At 40.2% G+C, this 22,503-nt stretch carries 11 protein-coding genes, 1 tRNA gene and 1 pseudogene; 4 read left to right on the top strand and 9 right to left on the bottom strand.

Annotated features, from left to right (window positions below; translation table 11 throughout):
* Positions 1-42 precede the first annotated feature (42 nt).
* Positions 43-633, bottom strand: coding sequence for a uracil-DNA glycosylase family protein (locus tag EHW90_RS11410; protein WP_060931118.1), 591 nt, complete (start codon positions 631-633; stop codon positions 43-45).
* Between the two features lie 169 nt (positions 634-802).
* On the opposite strand from EHW90_RS11410, the gene EHW90_RS11415 reads away from it, so the two are divergent.
* The 4 genes and pseudogenes from EHW90_RS11415 (at position 803) to EHW90_RS11425 (ending at position 3,716) form a co-directional block, all read left to right on the top strand.
* Positions 803-882, top strand: a tRNA-Leu gene (locus tag EHW90_RS11415).
* 141 nt (positions 883-1,023) lie between these two features.
* A pseudogene (locus EHW90_RS13740) lies at positions 1,024-2,316 on the top strand (DUF1576 domain-containing protein); the annotation flags it as partial.
* A gap of 21 nt (positions 2,317-2,337) precedes the next feature.
* Entirely contained in the window at positions 2,338-2,853 is a 516-nt protein-coding gene (locus EHW90_RS13840) for an acyl-CoA thioesterase (protein ID WP_242867657.1), read from the top strand.
* Between the two features lie 2 nt (positions 2,854-2,855).
* On the top strand, positions 2,856-3,716 hold the full coding sequence (locus EHW90_RS11425) for a DUF3881 family protein (RefSeq protein ID WP_124952863.1): 861 nt from the start codon (positions 2,856-2,858) through the stop codon (positions 3,714-3,716).
* Between the two features lie 118 nt (positions 3,717-3,834).
* On the opposite strand, the gene tuf is transcribed toward EHW90_RS11425, so the two are convergent.
* The 8 genes from tuf to EHW90_RS11465 all read right to left on the bottom strand — a co-directional run bounded on the left by tuf (position 3,835) and on the right by EHW90_RS11465 (position 22,370).
* On the bottom strand, positions 3,835-5,034 hold the full coding sequence (gene tuf / locus EHW90_RS11430) for an elongation factor Tu (RefSeq protein WP_008750055.1): 1,200 nt from the start codon (positions 5,032-5,034) through the stop codon (positions 3,835-3,837).
* A 136-nt stretch (positions 5,035-5,170) separates the two neighbouring features.
* Positions 5,171-7,288, bottom strand: coding sequence for an elongation factor G (gene fusA, locus EHW90_RS11435; RefSeq protein WP_124952864.1), 2,118 nt, complete (start codon positions 7,286-7,288; stop codon positions 5,171-5,173).
* A gap of 14 nt (positions 7,289-7,302) precedes the next feature.
* A complete protein-coding gene (rpsG, locus tag EHW90_RS11440) occupies positions 7,303-7,773 on the bottom strand; it encodes a 30S ribosomal protein S7 (RefSeq protein WP_040458303.1) in 471 nt (156 codons plus the stop codon).
* A 150-nt stretch (positions 7,774-7,923) separates the two neighbouring features.
* Positions 7,924-8,343, bottom strand: a complete 420-nt coding sequence (gene rpsL / locus EHW90_RS11445; RefSeq protein ID WP_007594901.1) for a 30S ribosomal protein S12 — start codon at positions 8,341-8,343, stop codon at positions 7,924-7,926.
* Between the two features lie 243 nt (positions 8,344-8,586).
* On the bottom strand, positions 8,587-15,054 hold the full coding sequence (locus tag EHW90_RS11450) for a MucBP domain-containing protein (protein ID WP_124952865.1): 6,468 nt from the start codon (positions 15,052-15,054) through the stop codon (positions 8,587-8,589).
* A 207-nt stretch (positions 15,055-15,261) separates the two neighbouring features.
* Positions 15,262-15,525: a Txe/YoeB family addiction module toxin gene (locus tag EHW90_RS11455; RefSeq protein WP_124952866.1), complete on the bottom strand. Its 264-nt coding sequence runs from the start codon at positions 15,523-15,525 to the stop codon at positions 15,262-15,264.
* On the bottom strand, positions 15,525-15,779 hold the full coding sequence (locus EHW90_RS11460) for a type II toxin-antitoxin system RelB/DinJ family antitoxin (protein ID WP_124952867.1): 255 nt from the start codon (positions 15,777-15,779) through the stop codon (positions 15,525-15,527). Before EHW90_RS11460 ends, EHW90_RS11455 begins: the two co-directional genes overlap by 1 nt.
* Positions 15,780-15,902: 123 nt before the next feature.
* Complete coding sequence (locus EHW90_RS11465) at positions 15,903-22,370, bottom strand: MucBP domain-containing protein (RefSeq protein WP_124952868.1); 6,468 nt, start codon at positions 22,368-22,370, stop codon at positions 15,903-15,905.
* Between the last annotated feature and the right edge of the window lie 133 nt (positions 22,371-22,503).

Below are 22,503 nucleotides of genomic sequence, written 5' to 3' on the forward strand. Positions count from 1 at the left end.
TCTATAAATATTTGGGGTCAAGTCGTTGCCCCCAAGTTACAATCAGTTATTTAAATAACCTCTTATTCTTTCCTGTAACATAGGAACAACTTCTTCCTCAAACCAAGGATTCTTCTTTAACCATATCAAATTTCTCGGTGACGGATGTACAAGCGGCAAAAGCTTCGGCAAATACTCCTTATAAGCCTTGACCGTTTCAGTCAGATTCTTCTTCTCTTTATCACCTAAATAATACTTTTGTGCATACTGACCTATCAGAATAATAAGCTCAATATTAGGCAACTCTTTTAACAGTCTTGGATGCCACTTAGGAGCAAAATCTTTTCTTGGTGGAAGATCACCGCTCTTACCTTTTCCCGGATAATAAAAATCCATAGGAATGATGGCAAAAATATCTGAATTGTAGAATGTATCCGCATCAACGCCAAGCCACTCTCTAAGTCTGTCACCGCTCTTATCAAACCAGTACTTTCCGGCTTCCTGCGCCTTAATGCCCGGTGCCTGACCTACAATCATCACTTTGGCATTTTGCGGAGCTGAAAACAGAGGCTTAATACCTGCATCGGTAAACTCCTTATTCTCCTTGTCCGCCATGATTTCATCGAAAATCTTTTGAACATTTTCTGAAAACATAAAAACTCACACTTCTTTCCTGTGGAGAAACCACAAACTTTTCTCTCTATGATAAACCAAAGCAAAAAAGTTTTCAAACTGAAAAACTTTTCGGTATACTCAAAAAAATATAGCATATTGATTTTTTCCTTGACAATTATCTGCCTTAAGAGTATACTTCTACAGGTATGCGGGTGTGGTGAAATTGGCAGACACGCAAGATTTAGGTTCTTGTGGGAGACCGTGCAGGTTCGATTCCTGTCACCCGCATTTAGCTGTCACAATTGGTGACAGTTTTTTTATTTCTTATAATTTTCTTTATATATATCAAAGTATTTGACTAAACTCCCTATTATTCATTATAATTAAATAAAAATATGACGAGGTTTGAGCCTCAAACGGGAGTTTCTTATGGCATTTTTTAGGGATTACAAAGCCACCGGAACATTAACTTATAAGCAGAGATTTTTATTTATCTCTACGGTCCCCATTTATTTTATGATATTTGCACTGATATTTTCACCTATCAAGGAAATATTGCCCGGACTTTGGCAAATAATCATACAGCCCGACCTTCTTATTACCGACTATATAGTAGTCGGCGGTATCGGTGCAGCCTTTTTCAATGCAGGAATACTTACACTCATCCTGCTGTTTTTGCTGTATCACTTCAAGGTAGAATTTGACAGACATATAGTGGTAAGCTCATATCTTATATTCGGATTTTCACTTTTCGGAAAGAATGTAGTTAATATATGGCTTATACTTATAGGCTTCTTTGTGTATGCCAGACTGCACGGCTACTCACTGAAGAAATATATCTACTACGGTCTGTATGGTACAAGCCTCTCACCTGCCATTACACTTGTAATGCAAATAGGGCACAAAAGCACTGTTTGGCAGTTGCTGCTTGCAACAGTAACAGGACTTATCATAGGATATGTGCTTCTTCCTATATCACTCCATGTAAAATCCGCACACAAGGGCTATTCACTCTACAATGTAGGATTTTCATCAGGTATTATAGCTACCGTACTTGTATCCATATTTAAATCATTCGGTGTAGATATAGAGACCAGACTTATTTGGGACAGTTCACATACAATATTATTTGCCGTTGCACTGTTTGTACTTTTCGGCTATATGGTTGTGGTCGCTCTTATACTGGACGGCAAAGATCTTTTCCCGTCATATATGAGGCTACTTCGCGAAACCGGAGTACACGGTACATACAAACACAATTATTCGGATGCAGTATATATCTTTAATATGTCTATAAACGGTATAATAGCTACAGCATTTGTACTGGCAGCAAAAGGTGACTTAAACGGACCTACCATAGGATCAATTTTTACAATAGTAGGCTTTTCTCCTGCCGGCAAGCATATGAGAAATATACTTCCCGTAATGGTCGGAGTATGTATATCGGCATTTATGAAGCAATGGTATATAAATGAGCCTGCACCTATACTTACGCTTTTATTATCCACCACTTTAGCACCTATTGCAGGTGAGTTCGGAGTATTGGCAGGTCTTATAGCCGGGTTCTTACATTCATCTGTAGCCCTTAATGTAGGTATTGTATACAAAGGCCTGAACCTTTATAATAACGGATTTGCAGGCGGTATAGTCGCCATATTTATGGTGCCCGTTATAGAGGCAATCATAGAAAAAAGAAATAAAATAAAGAACTCGAGGATATTGATGGAAAATATTACAGACAATATGATAAAGAATGAAACTCCTTGGAATGACGGTATCCAAAACGGAGATACGCTAAAGAGAGTCGGTGATTCAAGATGTGAGCAAACCTATCAGGTCAGCGCCAGATACCTAAACGCTTCAGGCAGACTGTTTGGCGGCGATTTGCTTTCATGGATTGATCTTATCGGCGGTATTGCTGCCAAGAGACATTGTAATATGCCTGTTTCCACTGTAGCAATTGACAATATACATTTTTCAAAACCTATGTATACCGGTGATATTGCAGTTTTGGTTGCCAATCTGACTCATGTAGGCAACTCAACGATGGAAGTAAGAGTAAACAGCTATGTGGAAGATCTGGCTACAGGAAAAAGATTCCTTGTAAATACCGCATACCTGGTATACGTTGCACTACAGGATGATAAGCCGCACAGAGTTCCGAGGCTCATCCCTGAGACCGACATTGAGAAGCGTGAATGGTTTGCCGGTGAAACTCGCAACGAAATACGCAAATCTCGTAGAAAAGAGGGAATCTAAAATTGCAAAACTATATTAGAAGCATCGGCTTTTCAATGTACAAGAAGAAAAATGAAGTAAAAGAATTGCTTGATAAAATTCAAAGAGAAAATATCGCCTCGGCAAGAATCAGTGTGACTACAGAAAAGGAAAGACTTTGGGAGATACGTAAAAATCTCTCGGAGTCTGTGGGGCTATGTATATACGGATATCTTGAGAATCTCGGTGTATTTATAAGAGAAGGTTATTTCCCATATGTGAAAGATACTTCTGTAAGCTCCGTCTCAAAATGCAGTATCGAAAAACATATAGACGACTCGGTATTCTCAGGTATGCTTGATGACAACAGGCTTGGAATGTCTTTGATATTCAGACTTTCAAACCCTCTTGACTACGATACAGGTAAGAAGATATCATCTGTCAATCTATTCGGTTTTTGCTCGGACGGCAAGGTCTTATTACCGATAAAAAAGACCTTGGTGGAAATTGAAAGTTCAAAGCAGAGGTCACAGGATCGAACTTTGCTTATAGAAGCCGCCAAGCGAGGTGATGAAAATGCTATAGACACTCTGACTACAGATGAAGCATTGCTGTATTCCACTCTCAATGACAGGATACAGACCGAGGATGTATACAGTATCGTTGATACACTGTTTATGCCTTACGGTATGGAAAATGATATATACAGTATTGTAGGAAATATCTTGGATATAAAAGAAGAAGAAAATATACTCACTAATGAACGACTGTTGATACTTAAAATAGAATGCAGCGATATAGAACTCAGTATAGCCATAAAGAAAGAGGATTTGCAGGGTGAACCTATGGTCGGCAGAAGGTTCAAAGGCAATATTTGGCTTCACGGTAAAATAAATCAGGAATAAAACAAGACTCCCAATTTTGGGAGTCCGTTTTTTATACGAAGGTATTATAGATTACCTAGCATCAAAAGACACATCACTGTATAACCGATATAATACCCTTTATTGTTATAATCAAAGATTACTCGATGATAGATGCAACTCTACCTGAACCTACTGTTCTACCACCCTCACGGATAGCGAATCTAAGACCCTGCTCACAAGCAACAGGATGGATAAGCTCGATAGTCATCTCTACGTTATCACCAGGCATACACATCTCTGTTCCTGCAGGAAGGTTGCAAACACCTGTGATATCTGTTGTTCTGAAGTAGAACTGTGGACGATAGTTGTTGAAGAAAGGTGTATGACGTCCACCCTCGTCCTTTGTAAGAACGTAAACCTGAGCTGTAAACTTCTTATGGCATGTTACTGAACCCGGCTTAGCAAGAACCTGTCCTCTTTCGATCTCTGTTCTCTGAACACCTCTAAGAAGAGCACCGATGTTATCACCTGCCTGAGCCTGATCAAGAAGCTTTCTGAACATCTCGATACCTGTAACAACAGTTGACTTCTTATCCTCATGGATACCAAGAATCTCTACTGTATCGTTAAGGTTAAGTGTACCTCTCTCTACTCTACCTGTAGCAACTGTACCACGACCTGTGATTGTAAATACGTCCTCGATAGGCATAAGGAAAGGCTTATCTGTATCTCTCTCAGGATCAGGAATGTAGCTGTCAACAGCATCCATAAGATCCATGATCTTGTCACCCCAAGGTCCCATCGGATCCTCAAGAGCCTTAAGAGCTGAACCCTGAATAATAGGTGTATCATCGCCAGGGAACTCATACTCGTTAAGAAGATCTCTGATCTCCATCTCTACAAGCTCAAGAAGCTCCTCATCGTCAACCATATCACACTTGTTCATGAATACAACGATATATGGAACACCTACCTGTCTTGAAAGAAGGATATGCTCTCTTGTCTGAGCCATAACACCGTCAGTAGCAGCAACAACAAGGATAGCACCATCCATCTGTGCAGCACCTGTGATCATGTTCTTTACATAATCGGCATGTCCAGGACAGTCAACGTGTGCATAGTGTCTCTTAGCTGTCTCATACTCGATATGAGCTGTTGAGATTGTGATACCTCTTTCCTTCTCCTCGGGAGCCTTATCAATCTTATCGAAGTCTACAATCTTGTTTGTCTCTGAAGGGAATCTTGTTGCAAGAACCTTAGAGATAGCTGCTGTAAGAGTTGTCTTACCGTGATCTACGTGTCCGATTGTACCAATGTTAGCATGAGGCTTTGTTCTATCAAATTTTGCTTTTGCCATTGTTAATTCCTCCTTGAATTAAACCCTAAATTAATAGTAAATTTTGTTATATTATATAGTATTAGCCGAGATTTATCAAGTTAATAAACCGGCTCAACCCGTTTTTTTAAGTTTTTATAATGAAAAACTTTTATAATTAAGCTTTCTTATCGTTAAGTACTTTTTCCTGAACAGACTTCGGAACCTGCTCATATTTTTCAAAGAACATTGAGTAGTTTCCACGACCCTGTGTTCTTGAACGAAGGTCTGTTGAGTAACCGAACATCTCTGAAAGCGGAACGAATGCATTTACCTGCTTACCGCTTGGGATATCCTCCATACCCTCTATACGACCTCTTCTTGAGTTGATATCACCGATAACATCACCCATATATTCCTCAGGCATTGTAACTTCTACCTTCATGATAGGCTCAAGAAGTACAGGGCCCGCCTTGCTCATAGCATCCTTGAATGCCATAGAACCTGCGATATGGAATGCCATCTCTGATGAATCGACTTCATGGTATGAACCGTCATATACATTTGCATGTACACCAAGTACCGGGAATCCGCCAAGAATACCTGACTTTGTAGCTTCCTCGATACCCTCGCCGACAGCAGGTATATATTCCTTAGGAATAGCACCGCCGACAACGGTTGATTCGAACTTGAATGTCTCTTCTCCGTTCGGATCCATCGGTTCGAACTTAACTTTACAGTGACCGTACTGACCACGACCACCTGACTGTCTTGCATACTTGGAATCAACGTCAACAGCCTTAGTAAATGTCTCTTTGTAAGCAACCTGTGGTGCACCTACATTTGCTTCTACATTGAACTCTCTAAGGAGTCTGTCTACGATAATCTCAAGGTGAAGCTCACCCATACCTGATATAATGGTCTGTCCAGTTTCTGTATCTGTCTTAACTCTGAATGTAGGATCCTCTTCAGCAAGTTTTGCAAGAGCATCTATCATCTTTGTCTGACCTGCCTTGGTCTTAGGCTCGATAGCAATATCGATAACCGGCTCAGGGAATTCCATTGATTCAAGTATTACAGGATGCTGCTCGTCACAGATTGTATCACCGGTTGTTGTAACCTTAAATCCAACTGCGGCTGCGATATCTCCTGAGTAAACCTTGTCAATCTCTGTTCTCTTATTTGCGTGCATCTGAAGGATACGACCGACTCTCTCCTTCTTACTCTTTGTAGCGTTAAGCACATATGAACCGCCGTTAAGTGTTCCTGAGTAAACTCTGAAATATGCAAGCTTTCCTACGAAAGGATCTGTCATAATCTTAAATGCCAAAGCTGAGAAAGGCTCTTCATCTGAAGCATGTCTCTCAACTTCATTTCCGTCAAGGTCAACACCCTTTATTGAAGGGATATCAAGCGGTGAAGGCATGAACTCAACGATAGCATCGATAAGCTTCTGCACACCCTTGTTACGATAAGCTGTACCGCAGCAAACAGGAATAGCCCTGTTCTCACAAGTTCCCTTTCTAAGTGCCGCCTTAAGCTGCTCAACTGACGGCTCCTCGCCCTCAAGATACATCATTGTAAGGTCATCATCAAGCTCACAAATCTTCTCAACAAGCTCGCCATGATATAATTCAGCCTCGTCCTTTACCTCGTCAGGTATATCAACGATTGAAATATCATCACCCTTGTCATCATTGTAGATGTAAGCTTTCATCTCAAAGAGATCAACAATTCCCTTGAAATCATCTTCTTTTCCGATCGGAATCTGAAGCATGATTGTATTTTTTCCAAGTCTTGTATGAATCTGCTCAACAGCTGCATAATAGTCTGCACCCATAACGTCCATCTTGTTGATGAATGCCATTCTCGGTACATGATATGTATCAGCCTGTCTCCATACGTTCTCAGACTGCGGCTCAACGCCTTCTTTTGCAGAGAACACACCTACAGCACCGTCAAGTACACGAAGTGATCTCTCTACCTCTACTGTAAAGTCAACGTGTCCCGGAGTATCGATAATATTTATACGATTTTCCTTCTCACCCGGCTTTACTTTGTTAAATTCCTGTAATGTCCAGTGGCAAGTTGTAGCAGCTGAAGTAATTGTAATACCTCTCTCTGCTTCCTGCTCCATCCAGTCCATTGTAGCGGTACCCTCATGGGTATCACCGATTTTATAATTTACACCAGTATAATATAGGATACGCTCAGTAAGTGTGGTTTTACCGGCATCTATATGAGCCATGATACCAATATTTCTGGTTCTCTCTAAAGGATATTCTCTTCCAGCCAATTGGTTTCCTCCTATTAGAATCTATAATGAGCAAATGCCTTATTAGCCTCTGCCATCTTATGCATATCTTCTTTTCTCTTCACTGCAGCACCTGTGTTGTTTGCCGCATCCATTATCTCGTTTGCAAGACGGTCAACCTGTGTCTTCTCGCCTCTTTTTCTTGAAAAGAATGTAAGCCATCTAAGAGCAAGAGCTTGTCTTCTCTCAGGTCTTACCTCGATAGGAACCTGATATGTAGCTCCACCGATTCTTCTCGCTTTTACCTCAAGTACAGGCATGATGTTGTTCATAGCTTCCTCGAAAACCTCTACAGGATCCTTTCCTGTCTTATCGGAAACCTTGTCAAATGCTCCGTACACAATCTTCTGTGCAACACCCTTTTTACCGTCTAACATGATAGTATTTACAAGCTTTGTAACTACCTTGTTATTGTATAAAGGATCTGCTAATACATCTCTTTTTAGTGTATGTCCTTTACGTGGCACGTTTCTTCCCTCCTTAATATTCACTTAGATCTTAGGTACTCGCTTTTTGCGTCCTCGTGCCTATATTTTTTGCAACCAACAAAAAATCGGCACTATCTAATCATGAAAGCTTTGCTTTCGCTAAAGAATTATATTTTGTATCTTTAGTTATTATTTCTTATCTTTTGGTCTCTTAGCACCGTACTTTGAACGGGCCTGTTTTCTGTTAGCGACACCTGCAGTATCTAAAGTACCACGAATAATATGGTATCTTGTACCAGGCAAGTCCTTTACTCTACCTCCACGGATAAGCACAACGCTATGCTCCTGAAGGTTATGTCCCTCTCCCGGGATATAGCTTGTTACTTCGATTCCGTTAGAAAGACGAACTCTGGCAATCTTACGAAGCGCTGAGTTAGGCTTCTTAGGTGTTGCAGTCTTAACAGCTGTACAAACTCCTCTTTTCTGTGGTGAAGAGATATCTGTTGACTTCTTGTGAAGTGAGTTGAATCCCTTCTGAAGAGCAGGAGCTGTAGACTTTTTAACTGAAGTCTGTCTGCCTTTTCTAACTAACTGGTTAAATGTTGGCATTCCTTTTTCCTCCTTTTTTATTGGTTGCTTTACATTTTTGTTATGTGTGAATACCATCGCATATTCACTGTGTGTAAATACCATCGCCTACTTACACAGTATTTAATGTTACTAAAAGAACCGCTCATTGTCAATACTATTCACCTCTGTAATTCTGACGGTTTTCTTACAAAGCATCCTGTTTACCCGGTATTTCAGGTAATATAATAAAAACCCCCGACCTAAGCGGTCAGGGTAAAAGATTTACTTTGTTTTCTTTTTCAGTTTTATCAAAGCCGCTAAAGATATTATAAGCATCATCATATAGATGTATGCCTTATTCTCATCTGCCGTCTTCGGCACAGGCAGCTTTTTGGCTTTGTTCTCATCCTGTGGTACTACCATATTCGCCTTCTTTTTAGGCTCCTGTGTTACAGGGTTTATGTTTGTCGGATTTTCATCCCTCTTATCAATTGTTGCATTGTCTATAAGTTTTATCGTCTTTGCAGGTCTTACGATTGAATCTGATGATGATCCTCCTCTACTTGTATTTGACCTTGTAGCTATTGATGATGTGGCTATTCCCGGTCTTATAATAAAGTCACTGTTCCAGTCTCTAGGGTCTGCTATATTACTTGGTGTCGCCGGTACAGGCTCTCCGGGTGTGATTACTACACTAGGATCTTTTCGGTATACATATGTTATTTCCTGTGCTCCCTCTTTGAATATTCCGTCATTTACACTTTGATCAGGTAATCCGAGTATTCCGAAGTTTACTCCTTCCACCATTGTAAAGTGATATCCTGCAATCTCAGCAGCACTTGTTGTAAACGGCAATCCGAGTTTCTTACTTCCGTCTAAGATATCATCATTCTTTATCCTTAGATGTGCGGTATTTACATAATGAACCGTTACATTTCCTGCGTTCTTTCTTCCATATACATAAGTAACCGTCTGCTCTTCATCGGTAAATACTCCGTCCTTATTTGCAGGCATACTTATAAGGTCATGGAACTCCACATTCTCAGGCTCTGTAGTATATGCAAGTCCAAGCTTTTTATTTCCATCAAGTATCTTAGGCTCTGCAAGGTTAACTCCGCTGTCACCGTCTATATAGAATACTTTTACACTTCCTGCATTCTTTCTTCTGTATACATATGTAACAGTCTGCTCATTCTCACTAAATACTCCGCTTGCATTACCCGGCATACTTACAAGCTCATAGTGAGTTATACTCTTTGCTACTGTATTATATGGCAATCCCGCATTCTCTACTCCCGATAATACTTCACTGTTTGCAAGCTCATTTCCTTCTTCATCCACATATACCGCTTTTACACTTCCTGCATTCTTTCTTCTGTAGATATAGTCTACAGTCTGTGGCAAGGTTGTAAATACTCCGTCTTTATTGGAAGGAATCGTATCTATCTCAAAGTAATCAATATCCGCTGCATTTGTTGTATATGTAAGTCCAAGCTTTCCGCTTCCGTCAAGTACTTCTCTTTGTATAAGCTCGCTTCCGTCATACTTTGAAAGATGACGTACCACTACATCTCCTGCATTCTTTCTTGTGTACTCATAGTTTACTACCTGTTCTCCTACTGTAAAGATTCCGTTTGCATTGGCAGGCACGCTGACCAAATCGTAGAAGTTTATATTCTCACTGTTTGTAGTATAAGCAAGCCCCAGTTTTCTGCTTCCGTCAAGTACACTTGGGCTGTGCAGTACCTCTCCGGTTCCGGCTTCTATATGATTTACTTTTACACTTCCTGCATCTTTTCTTCTGTATACATACTCTACCAATACATTACTGTGTGAGAATGTTCCCGACTTATTGGCAGGGATACTTATCAGGTCGTAGTTATCAAATGTCTTTGCTTCAGTGTCGTAGGCAACTCCCAGCATTCCCACTCCGCTTTGTCCTACAAGCGGATGAAGCTCATGTCCGTCGGCCTCATCTTTATAAGTAGCTATTACGTTTCCTGCAGTCTCCCTTTGATAAAGATATGTGACTATGATATCACTTCCTGCAGTATATACTCCGTTTGCATTGGCAGGTATTCCACCAAACAGCTCGTAGTTTGGAAGGTCTGTAGAGTTCTTTGCCTGTGTGGTGTAGGCAAGTCCAAGCTTTCTGCTTCCGTCCAAGAATTCTTCAGGTGCAAGAGGGGCATTGGTTATTGCATCCAGATGTCTTACTCTTACATTTCCTGCATCCTTTCTTCTGTACTTATATTCTACAAGCACCGAAGTATTTCCGAAGTTTCCACTCTTATTACTTGGAACTGCTGTCAAATCATAGTTGGTAAAACTCTTTTGGTCCGTATCATAAGGCAGGCCAAGCTTTCTTGCTCCGCTTTGCACCTCAGGAGCGTGAAGTGCGGTATTTGTATCAACATCTACATAGGTTGCCGTTACGTCTCCGGCATTCTGTCTTCTGTACTTATATTCTACAAGTATATCTCCCAAAGCAAAGTTTCCTGCTTTATTAGTAGGTACAGCAATCAGGTCATAGTTTACAAAACTCTTTTGATCCGTATCATAAGGCAGTCCAAGTTTTCTGCTTCCGTCCTGTTCTATGGCTGCATGAAGAGTTGCTCCCGTATCTGCATCAACATAGGTTGCAGTTACCTTTCCGGCATCATTTCTTCTGTACTTATATTCTACAAGTATATTTCCTGAAGCAAAGTTTCCTGACTTGTTTGTAGGTAGTGCTATAAGTGTATAATTTGTAAAGCTCTTTACATCGGTATCGTATGCAAGTCCACGTTTACCTGCTCCGTTTTGTACTTCAGGAGTATGCAGTGCGGTATTTGTATCGACATCCACATAGGTTGCAGTTACGTCACCTGCATTCTGCCTCTTATAATAATAAGTGATTGTAATCTGTGATGCAGTATACACTCCGCTGTCATTTGTAGGCAGGTTTGTTGTATCAAGATCATAATATGTAATGTTCTCCGGACTTTCAGAATAGTTAAGTCCAAGCTTTTTCGTTCCGTCCAATACCTTTTGAGCGTGAACAGGATTGTTTGTTCCCGTTTCAAGATACTTGACAGTTATATTTCCCGCATTCTTCCTTCTATAGAAGTAATCCACTATCTGCGGCTGCAAAGTATATGTTCCGTTTTTATTTGTAGGCTGTGCTACCAACTCATAGTTTGTAATACTTTCTTCACCTGTAGTATAGTTTAATCCGAACTTGTTTGCTCCAGGAAGTACCAACGTTGTGGCAAGCTCTGTTGTAGTATTCTCTTCATAGTGATGTACAGTCACATTGCCTGCATTCTTTCTTACATAGTAATAGGTTACCGTAGTGTCGTTATCTCCGTACTCTCCGTCCTTATTTGTAGGCAGCGGTGTCTCAGCCTCATAATAGGTATCCGTTACAGGAGAGGTCGTATAAGGTGTCCACCTTGGCATCCTTACGGTTGTTGTAGGCGATAGCTCAGTGTTGTCCTCTCTTTTTATATGCTTTACTATAAGGTTTGAGTATACTGTCTTTAATCCTAAGTTTTCTATCTTGGTGTTGTCAGTCCTTGTAAGTGATACATCCACCACTGCCCAGTGCATGTTCGGGACAGGATTTTCGTTTTCCTTAAGCTTTGAAGGCAATACCTCATAGCTTGAAAACTCATTTCCTATCTTTGTTACAGTACTTGGATTTAAAGGTCTTATTGTGTCTCCCGGGAAGGTCTCTATATACACCTTATAATCTCCGGCATTACTTATCTTATTCTTAAAGGTATAGTTACCGTTTGCATCTGTAAATACCGTATCCACTACTGTAGGTGCTCCGTTTTCCATCTTTACAAGTCTTACAGGCTTATTTGCTCCTACAAAATCTCCGGTATTGAACTCATTGTTCTCATCCACATCGTAATAGACTTTACCTGATATCAGATATTTATTTATACCCACCTTTGATACGGTTGACTCTGATGCGCCTGTTAAGTTGTTTCCATACCATGACGCTACCGAGTTGTTGGCACTTGCATCCGCATCAAGTTCTTTGGTCTCAGGTATCTTTACGGAGTATGTAAAATCATCCGTATTTCCCGGTGTAAGCCTGTAGCTTGTATTCATCACAGCCTTAAACATGGTGACACTTGACCAGTCTGTAACAGCCGATGCAGGTACCCAGTTTGCGCCTACATTTCCTTCAATCGTTCCTACCGGAGCATCTGTAGAATAGTAAACCGTATATCCGCTCGGTGCGCTTACAGGTCCCTGCAAAACAGGGTACATCTTTGAACCTCGGCTTACATAGTTTCCGCTGTCATCCTTTACTATCGCCTTATCATTGGCATATGGGAGGATGTCCATTATATTCAGTCCGGTGGCATCACCTGTAAGCAGGTTGTTCCACGCCGACAACTTATACTCTACAATATCTCCCTTCTCCGCCTTTATTATACTTCGATAAGTACTCTCTGTAGATAACTTCTGCTTTTTTGTGAGTACAACTGCCCTTGGCGGTACAAAGTTAAACTTAAACTTTAAGTATGAAAGTCTGTCGTTTGTATTCCCGTTATTATTGGCATCATAAACATCCAAGTAGCTTGAGCCTGTAGAAGCATTTACCTGCGCACTTGAATATACCGTATTTGGATCGTTTCCGTTAGCGGCTGTTGAGTTGTTATCCCAACTAAGTATTGACTCCACTGTATGCTCGCCTTCACTAAGAGCGGTTGTAGGCTTGAAGAAGGCAAGTACTCTGTCAAGAGCCCAACTGTCCACATTGGTCTCAGGTAATACAAAGTTTTCAAGCTTAAATACATATGCGGTCTTACCGGTTCCCTTATAGTCATATATCACGTCTGGAGTAGTGTTCAAAGTAAACCTGTAACCTGACTGATACGGCGCATGTTCTACATGATCAAATGTAAGTTCAGGATCTGCCAAAAAAATCAACTTACCGTTGTCCACATTTCTTGGTGCACCTAGGAAGGTAACATATCTTGGCACCACATGGTATGTTATGGTATCACCCAGCTGAACATTGGTCATAGTCTGATTACCGTTTACCTGCTGTGAATGCTTCTCCAAATATATATTTGCATAATCAGGCTTATAATAATTTCTTACCACTGCGCTTCCTATTTCAGTACCGGCACTTGAATATGCATTACCGTAGTTGACTGTCACATCGTTATTTCCAAGTGCAAGCTTACCTTCTATTCTGGAAATCAGTGCAGGTGTATGTTTGGTCTCGGCAAAAAGTCCGACGGCATTTTCACCATATCCCGATACCGCTATCTCATCATTAAAGTCAAGTCTGATAGATTTATAATGCTTTTCGGTCATACTGTGGTCCGTATCCCACTTATAGAATGCATTCACCGTATTGGCAGGAGTATACGCTATATTTGTAGCAATCACCTCTTCAGTATTATCATCATTTACACCTATAAGCTTATTATGAGACAGTTTTGCAAGATTGGCGGCATCAAACATTGACTCCCAAACTCTGATTCCGTATCCCTTAAAAATTACCGCGTCATTCGGTATATCTGCAATGGATTTGAACTTTACTACCGAACCTGCGGCCGGAGTCACTCCGTTACCCCAAAACTGTGATAACCCGATAATATATTTATTTACACCGCCGTTGGCATTCAGATGTACATATTTATCATTGGTATAATAAGCCGATCCGTTTTGCTCAGGCATTACAATATGCTTATATATATTTAATTTCTTTTTGTATTTATAGTTTTTATAAACCTTTGATTTTCTTTCAGTGCTCATATCTAAAGTACCGTTATCATTTATAAGGTAGTTCGTCTGTGGAAAATCAAGTCTTGTCCATGTAGCATCATTAACACTCTGTGTAGAGTTGAACTTTACAGTAAAGTCTAAAAAGAAGTTTCCTCTGTTATTCCTCGGTACATCCTGTGTGATTGTGTGATCTGCGGCATTATAAGTCCAACTTGAGTTATTCGGAAGACTTGGATCCCAGTCAACGCTTGCTGGCAATTTTATTATCGTCCTTACATTCCTTCTGTCCACACCGAAATTGGCAGCGGTTACTTCGGTATCTGTAGTATTCTTCGTGCCGTTATATATAATTGCACGTACCGGGTCCGTTACTCCCGACTTTATATGTGTATGACTTGCATCAGTCTCATCATCAGATACCAATACACTGCCTGTATTTCCGTTGGCCCATCCGTCAATAACTCCGTTATCCGCTCCCGGAACTCCGACCACATTTGTGCTTGACGTGAAGGTCTTTGTCAATGAAGCAAGCTCCGTACCGTCTTTTGTAAAAAGCTTTGTGACCATATTGTAGGTTTCACCGTCGGCAAACACCTGTGATGTAGTTACTCTAAAAGGGTTTGCTATAGGAGGTGCTCCGGCTGTCAGTGAATTGTACGTTATCTTTATCATCCAATTTGTGGAATCCCATGTCACCGATACGGATTTTATCGTTGAAGAACCTGAGACATTACCAACAATGGGCTGTGCAAACTTATTTCTATCCAAATATATTATAGAATACGGCTCTGTATATGTTCCTACAGTTCCGGATATTCCGGCATGCAAATAGTACTGTGTCTGCTGTCCCGAAAGTGTAGTGGTCTGATGTGCATCAACATATGTTATATCCGTTATCGCCGAACTTCCCGCACCTGTAGCTCTTGCTTCATATGGCCGGAAAGCAAAAACTACAAACATCATCAAAAATAACACATATAAAAACAAATTCTTTTTTTCTCTTAATTTCATCTTTTTCTCCTATATTTTTATGTCAACCCACGCTGTAAAATATTTTTATGATTCCACGATCATTCTTTAGAGTTATGTTAAACATAACTTTACATATGTATAATAACATTTTCAAATGTTAAATACCAGTAATAAAGTAACAAGAAATAAACTATCATTAAAAAAGCCGAGACTTTCGTCCCGACCGAATACTTCACAGTTATACACCTACTTATCGTCGTAGTGTCCGCCACATTGGGCTATTTCTATTGCATCATCCGCTACTCTGAATATAAGCCTGTTCTTTTTATCTATTCTTATACTGTAAAATCCTGCCTGGTTTCCTCTCAAAGCTTCGGGCTTACCGATACTGCTATAACCGTTTCTGTCAATACTCTCTATCAAAGTATTGATCTTTTTAAGTATCTTCTTATCTTTGCTTTGCCACTCTTTATATTCTTCCCATGCTTCGTCATGCCAAATCTTTCGCACTACTGCACCTCGATAAGCTCATGCTCTGAAATATTTTTACCTGCTTTTATATCGGCTATTCGTCTATCAAGTACTTCTATATCTTTGGAGGAATAAAACGGGTCTGCAACCAAATCAAACGGTATTCTTCTCTCTTTTCCAAGCCTTTTGAGATAAATTGTAATCGCTGCGGACATTGATATTCCGATATCATCACACACCTGCTCGGCATCTCTTTTTATTTTATCATCAATTCTAAAACTAACCTGCGCCATAGTAATATCTCCTTTTTGATTTTATTGTATTTCAAATGACTATATTTGTAAAGCATAATTAAGTATTATTCTAACTATATATCTTAAAATTAAAAAAGAGGCCACGTTTGTGACCTCATTCTTTTATTTTTTCTTTCTAAACCTTAACAAAGCCGATAAAGATATTATAAGCATCATCATATAGATGTATGTCTTATTCTCATCTGCCGTCTTCGGCACAGGCAGCTTTTTGGCTTTGTTCTCATCCTGTGGTACTACCATATTCGCCTTCTTTTTAGGCTCCTGTGTTACAGGGTTTTGATTTGTCGGGTTTTCATCCCTCTTATCAATGGTTGCATTATCTATAAGTTTTATCGTCTTTGCAGGTCTTAGTGTTGAATCTGATGATGATCCTCCTCTACTTGTATTTGACCTTGTAGCTATTGATGATGTGGCTATTCCCGGTCTTATAATAAAGTCACTGTTCCAGTCTCTAGGGTCTGCTATATTACTTGGTGTCGCCGGTACAGGCTCTCCGGGTGTGATTACCACACTTGGATCTTTTCGGTATACATAGGTTATTTCCTGTGCTCCCTCTTTGAATATTCCGTCATTTACACTTTGATCAGGTAATCCGAGTATTCCGAAGTTTACTCCTTCCACCATTGTAAAGTGATATCCTGCAATCTCAGCAGCACTTGTTGTAAACGGCAATCCGAGTTTCTTACTTCCGTCTAAGATATCATCATTTTTTATCCTTAGATGTGCGGTATTTACATAATGTATTGTTACATTTCCTGCGTTCTTTCTTCCATACATATAAGTAACCGTCTGCTCTTCATCGGTAAATACTCCGTCTTTATTGGCAGGCATACTTATAAGGTCATGGAACTCCACATTCTCAGGCTCTGTAGTATATGCAAGTCCAAGCTTTTTATTTCCATCAAGTATCTTAGGCTCTGCAAGGTTAACTCCGCTGTCACCGTCTATATAGAATACTTTTACACTTCCTGCATTCTTTCTTCTGTATACATATGTAACAGTCTGCTCATTCTCACTAAATACTCCGCTTGCATTACCCGGCATACTTACAAGCTCATAGTGAGTTATACTCTTTGCTACTGTATTATATGGCAATCCCGCATTCTCTACTCCCGATAATACTTCACTGTTTGCAAGCTCATTTCCTTCTTCATCCACATATACCGCTTTTACACTTCCTGCATTCTTTCTTCTGTAGATATAGTCTACAGTCTGTGGCAAGGTAGTATATACTCCGTCTTTATTTGAAGGAATCGTATCTATCTCAAAGTAATCAATATCCGCTGCATTTGTTGTATATGTAAGTCCAAGCTTTCCGCTTCCGTCAAGTACTTCTCTTTGTATAAGCTCGCTTCCGTCATACTTTGAAAGATGACGTACCACTACATCTCCTGCATTCTTTCTTGTGTACTCATAGTTTACTACCTGTTCTCCTACTGTAAAGATTCCGTTTGCATTGGCAGGCACGCTGACCAAATCGTAGAAGTTTATATTCTCACTGTTTGTAGTATAAGCAAGCCCCAGTTTTCTGCTTCCGTCAAGTACACTTGGGCTGTGCAGTACCTCTCCGGTTCCGGCTTCTATATGATTTACTTTTACACTTCCTGCATCTTTTCTTCTGTATACATACTCTACCAATACATTACTGTGTGAGAATGTTCCCGACTTATTGGCAGGGATACTTATCAGGTCGTAGTTATCAAATGTCTTTGCTTCAGTGTCGTAGGCAACTCCCAGCATTCCCACTCCGCTTTGTCCTACAAGCGGATGAAGCTCATGTCCGTCGGCCTCATCTTTATAAGTAGCTATTACGTTTCCTGCAGTCTCCCTTTGATAAAGATATGTGACTATGATATCACTTCCTGCAGTATATACTCCGTTTGCATTGGCAGGTATTCCACCAAACAGCTCGTAGTTTGGAAGGTCTGTAGAGTTCTTTGCCTGTGTGGTGTAGGCAAGTCCAAGCTTTCTGCTTCCGTCCAAGAATTCTTCAGGTGCAAGAGGGGCATTGGTTATTGCATCCAGATGTCTTACTCTTACATTTCCTGCATCCTTTCTTCTGTACTTATATTCTACAAGCACCGAAGTATTTCCGAAGTTTCCACTCTTATTACTTGGAACTGCTGTCAAATCATAGTTGGTAAAACTCTTTTGGTCCGTATCATAAGGCAGGCCAAGCTTTCTTGCTCCGCTTTGCACCTCAGGAGCGTGAAGTGCGGTATTTGTATCAACATCTACATAGGTTGCCGTTACGTCTCCGGCATTCTGTCTTCTGTACTTATATTCTACAAGTATATCTCCCAAAGCAAAGTTTCCTGCTTTATTAGTAGGTACAGCAATCAGGTCATAGTTTACAAAACTCTTTTGATCCGTATCATAAGGCAGTCCAAGTTTTCTGCTTCCGTCCTGTTCTATGGCTGCATGAAGAGTTGCTCCCGTATCTGCATCAACATAGGTTGCAGTTACCTTTCCGGCATCATTTCTTCTGTACTTATATTCTACAAGTATATTTCCTGAAGCAAAGTTTCCTGACTTGTTTGTAGGTAGTGCTATAAGTGTATAATTTGTAAAGCTCTTTACATCGGTATCGTATGCAAGTCCACGTTTACCTGCTCCGTTTTGTACTTCAGGAGTATGCAGTGCGGTATTTGTATCGACATCCACATAGGTTGCAGTTACGTCACCTGCATTCTGCCTCTTATAATAATAAGTGATTGTAATCTGTGATGCAGTATACACTCCGCTGTCATTTGTAGGCAGGTTTGTTGTATCAAGATCATAATATGTAATGTTCTCCGGACTTTCAGAATAGTTAAGTCCAAGCTTTTTCGTTCCGTCCAATACCTTTTGAGCGTGAACAGGATTGTTTGTTCCCGTTTCAAGATACTTGACAGTTATATTTCCCGCATTCTTCCTTCTATAGAAGTAATCCACTATCTGCGGCTGCAAAGTATATGTTCCGTTTTTATTTGTAGGCTGTGCTACCAACTCATAGTTTGTAATACTTTCTTCACCTGTAGTATAGTTTAATCCGAACTTGTTTGCTCCAGGAAGTACCAACGTTGTGGCAAGCTCTGTTGTAGTATTCTCTTCATAGTGATGTACAGTCACATTGCCTGCATTCTTTCTTACATAGTAATAGGTTACCGTAGTGTCGTTATCTCCGTACTCTCCGTCCTTATTTGTAGGCAGCGGTGTCTCAGCCTCATAATAGGTATCCGTTACAGGAGAGGTCGTATAAGGTGTCCACCTTGGCATCCTTACGGTTGTTGTAGGCGATAGCTCAGTGTTGTCCTCTCTTTTTATATGCTTTACTATAAGGTTTGAGTATACTGTCTTTAATCCTAAGTTTTCTATCTTGGTGTTGTCAGTCCTTGTAAGTGATACATCCACCACTGCCCAGTGCATGTTCGGGACAGGATTTTCGTTTTCCTTAAGCTTTGAAGGCAATACCTCATAGCTTGAAAACTCATTTCCTATCTTTGTTACTGTACTTGTGTTTAAAGGTCTTATTGTGTCTCCCGGGAAGGTCTCTATATACACCTTATAATCTCCGGCATTACTTATTTTATTCTTAAATGTATAATTACCGTTTGCATCCGTAAATACCGTATCCACCACTGTAGGTGTTCCGTTTTCCATCTTTACAAGTCTTACAGGCTTATTTGCTCCTACAAAATCTCCGGTATTGAACTCATTGTTCTCATCCACATCGTAATAAACTTTACCTGATATAAGATATTTATTTATGCCCACCTTTGATACTGTCGACTCTGATGCACCTGTTAAGTTGTTTCCATACCATGACGCTACAGAGTTGTTGGCACTTGCATCCGCATCAAGTTCTTTAGTCTCAGGTATCTTTACGGAGTATGTAAAATCATCCGTATTTCCCGGTGTAAGCCTGTAGCTTGTATTCATCACAGCCTTAAACATGGTGACACTTGACCAGTCTGTAACAGCCGATGCAGGTACCCAGTTTGCGCCTACATTTCCTTCAATTGTTCCGGCCGGAGCATCTGTAGAATAGTAAACACTATATCCGCTCGGTGCACTTACAGGTCCCTGCAAAACAGGATACATCTTTGAACCTCGGCTTACATAGTTTCCGCTGTCATCCTTTACTATCGCCTTATCATTGGCATATGGGAGGATGTCCATGATATTAACCGCCGATGCATTGTCAATGGAATTATTCCATGCAGATAATTTGTACTCTACAATATCTCCCTTTTCCGCTTTTATAATACTCTTATATGCAGTATCTGTAGCAAGCTTTTGTTTCTTTGTAAGGATAACCGCTCTTGGCGGTACGAAGTTAAACTTAAAAGAAAGGTATGAAAGCCTGTCATTTCTATTTCCGTTATTATTCGCATCGTATTTATCAAGGAAGCTTATACCCCTTTGTGCGTTATCAACGGTAGAAGAGTAAACCGTATTCGGATCGGTTCCGCTTGCATCGGTTGAGTTGTTATCCCAGCTTAGGAACGACTCCACGGTATGCTCACCCTCACTAAGTGCAGTTGTCGGCTTGAAAGTATAATACATTCTGTCCACACCGCTAAACGTACCCGGAACCTTCGGCAATGTAAAGTTGTTCAAATCAAAGACATAGGCTGTCTTACCTGTACCCTTATAATCATCTATTCTCTGCGGTGTGGTATCTAAAGTAAATCTGTACTTCGCCTGATAGCTATGGTGTAGTGCACTGCTGAACTCAAGCTCAGGGTCTACCAGGAATATAAGCTTGGCATTGTCTACCGTTCTGTCCGCATTCAGATATGAATTATAATTTGTGTATACATGATAAAGTACATTATCTCCTAACTGAACATTTGTGACATTAGGGTTACCGTTGACATTTTGAGAATGCGGAAGCAGTTCAAGTCTCGCATAATTCTTTCCGTAATGTCTTCTAACAAGCTGTGACCTCAAGCTTGTACCGCTGCTTGAGAGCGCTTCTCCGGTATTGTATACGGTGGCATATGTGTTGGTTGTATTTATTCTGTTTTGGATAGCTGTCACCACCGGAGCTGTAAGCTTACTTTCTACAAATAATCCTACTGCATACTCTCCATATCCCGAAATAGTTATATCATCATCAAAATCAAGTCTTATTGACTTATAGTGCTTAGGCGTAATGGTATTTTCGGTATTCCACTTATAATACTCATCATAATTGTTCACGGCGGTATAAGGTATATCAGTAGCAATCACGTCCTCTGTATTGTCATCATTTATACCTATAAGCTTGTTGTGAGAAAGCTTTGCAAGGTTTGCGGCGTCAAACATCGACTCAAACACCCTGATTCCGTATCCTTGGAAATCCACATTCTCATGCGGAGTGTCCTTTATGGACCTGAAACTTGTAGTGGAGCCTGTTACATTACCCGCTCCCCAGTACTGTGATACATTTATAAGCCATTTATCCTTACCGTCATTATCACCAAGATTTGTATATAAATCTCCTGATGCATATGCTTTTAATTGACCGTTTTCATTAGTTTCAGGAAATACGTTTCTCTTAGTAAGATACAGCTTTTGTGTGTACTTATATGACTTATGAACTTTAGTCTTTCTCTCTGTACTGAGGTCCACAGTGCCGTCATCATTTACAAGGTAATTGGTCTGCGGTATAAAAACATCAGTATAACTGTTTTCATTTACAGTTTGTGTACCGTCATACTTTATTGTAAACTTGAACATATAGCTTGGCGAACCGGAATTTGCTATCGTATCTTTTGTAATAGTGTGATTCACCGGGTCATAGGTCCAGTCACTATTGTCAGGCAGACTCGGATCCCATATCATACCCGGAAGCAATGACAAAACGGTTCTTTTTTTCCTTCTGTCCACACCATAGTTATAACCGGTTACCTCAGTATCATTTACATGCTTTTTTCCGTTTTGAGCATAACTGTACCAAGTATCTGTAAACCCGTTCTTTAGATGTGTATGAGTGGCATCTGTTTGGTCGTCTGTTACCTGAACATAAGTGTCACTCCACCCCTTAGTCCAACCTCTTATTGTTCCGTCATCATTACTGTTAATACCAAATACATAGGTCTGTGCTGTAATCTGTTTGCTTGAATTTGCAAGCTCCACACCGTCTTTTGTAAAAAGTCTTGTTTCAATGGTAGCTGTCTCACCGTTTGCAAATTTACCGTTTATCATGGAAATTCTAAACGGATTTCCTATTCTCGGTCCCGGTGAGAGCATATTGTAAACTATTTTGACCTTCCAATATGTGGCATCATTTGTCAATGTGGCACTTTTTATAGTATTGGATCTGAACTGATTGACATCAGGTCTGTCAAATTCATCTCTTTTCAAATACAGTATTGAATACGGCTCCGAATAAGTTCCACCTGATACGCTTACATTAAGCCAAAAAGATTCCAATCTTCCGGGCTCCGATACGGTTTGACCTGTATCGTTGTATACAATCTCCGTTGCAGTAGCTCCTGTACCTGTCGCTTTTGCTTCATTCGGATAAAAAGCAAAGGATGCCAACAGCATCAAAAACAGTACATATAAAAATAAATTAGTCTTTCTTCTCCTTACACTCATCTCTTTCTCCTAATTTTTTAGTACACCCAAGCTGTAATATGTCGTCATATTACCAATAGTTATACTTTACATAACTTCACCTGTATATAGTAACATTTTTAAATGTTAAATACCAGTAAAAATGTACTAAAGA

The organism is Lachnoanaerobaculum orale (assembly GCF_003862485.1).
Classification (GTDB): domain Bacteria; phylum Bacillota; class Clostridia; order Lachnospirales; family Lachnospiraceae; genus Lachnoanaerobaculum; species Lachnoanaerobaculum orale.

Excerpts from the sequence above, each read along its gene's own strand:
- EHW90_RS13840 (WP_242867657.1), top strand. The coding sequence starts at position 2,338 with ATGATAAAGAATGAAACTCCTTGGAATGACGGTATCCAAAACGGAGAT.
- EHW90_RS11450 (WP_124952865.1), bottom strand. The coding sequence starts at position 15,054 with ATGAAATTAAGAGAAAAAAAGAATTTGTTTTTATATGTGTTATTTTTG.
- EHW90_RS11460 (WP_124952867.1), bottom strand. The coding sequence starts at position 15,779 with ATGGCGCAGGTTAGTTTTAGAATTGATGATAAAATAAAAAGAGATGCC.
- EHW90_RS11410 (WP_060931118.1), bottom strand. The coding sequence starts at position 633 with ATGTTTTCAGAAAATGTTCAAAAGATTTTCGATGAAATCATGGCGGAC.
- tuf (WP_008750055.1), bottom strand. The coding sequence starts at position 5,034 with ATGGCAAAAGCAAAATTTGATAGAACAAAGCCTCATGCTAACATTGGT.
- rpsL (WP_007594901.1), bottom strand. The coding sequence starts at position 8,343 with ATGCCAACATTTAACCAGTTAGTTAGAAAAGGCAGACAGACTTCAGTT.
- EHW90_RS11465 (WP_124952868.1), bottom strand. The coding sequence starts at position 22,370 with ATGAGTGTAAGGAGAAGAAAGACTAATTTATTTTTATATGTACTGTTT.